This window comes from Leisingera sp. ANG-M7, from assembly GCF_000813965.1.
In the GTDB taxonomy this organism is placed as follows: domain Bacteria; phylum Pseudomonadota; class Alphaproteobacteria; order Rhodobacterales; family Rhodobacteraceae; genus Leisingera.
Genome location: NZ_JWLI01000037.1, coordinates 1 through 626, shown reverse-complemented (window position 1 = coordinate 626; position 626 = coordinate 1). Strand labels below are relative to the sequence as shown.

At 58.5% G+C, this 626-nt stretch carries 1 protein-coding gene; it reads left to right on the top strand.

Annotated elements, in window-relative coordinates; translation table 11 throughout:
- Window positions 1-68: 68 nt before the first annotated feature.
- A partial coding sequence (locus RA26_RS21700; RefSeq protein ID WP_206540449.1) for a SpvB/TcaC N-terminal domain-containing protein occupies window positions 69-626 on the top strand: 558 nt, incomplete at its 3' end.

Genomic DNA, 626 nt, shown 5'->3' with positions numbered 1-626 from the left:
GCTATTGACTGGGTTGTCTGCTTGCGCTCATTTTGCGCACAATTGGAAGTTTATTTAAGGAAGTAATTGTGTCGGCTCAATTGTTTTCCGCGCGCGCGGCGGCTGCGCTATTGGCTTATGTCTGCATCTTCACCGGCTACTCTTCGGCAGAACTCAGTAATGGCGAAGTCGGCAAGGATCCCTCGGTTCTGCCGGAAACTGAAGTGCCGCATGACGTGCAGGGGGACGGGGCGTTCCGCTATTCTTTGGACTTTGCCATTCCGGAGTTCCGCGGGCTGGAGCCGGGGCTGGGGCTGTCCTACAATTCTTCCTTCAAGGGACGAGGGCGTGCCGAGACCTGGCTGGGAGTTGGCTGGCAGCTGAAGGGGTTTTCGTCGATTGAGCGGGTCTCGGTGGGCGGCGGCACGCCAACCTATGACAACCAGCACGACCTGTTCCGGCTGGATGGTGTGGAGCTGATGGCCTGCCGCGACGGTGCTGCCACCAATCCTTTGCCCAGCAGCCGCGCTTATCCGGACCGCTACAAGTCTGACACTGCCAGTGCCAGCTGCCGGGCCGGCGGTAATCTCACGGCGATTGTGGAGAATTACCGCAAGATCGAGATGAAATATGAAACCGTGAATGGC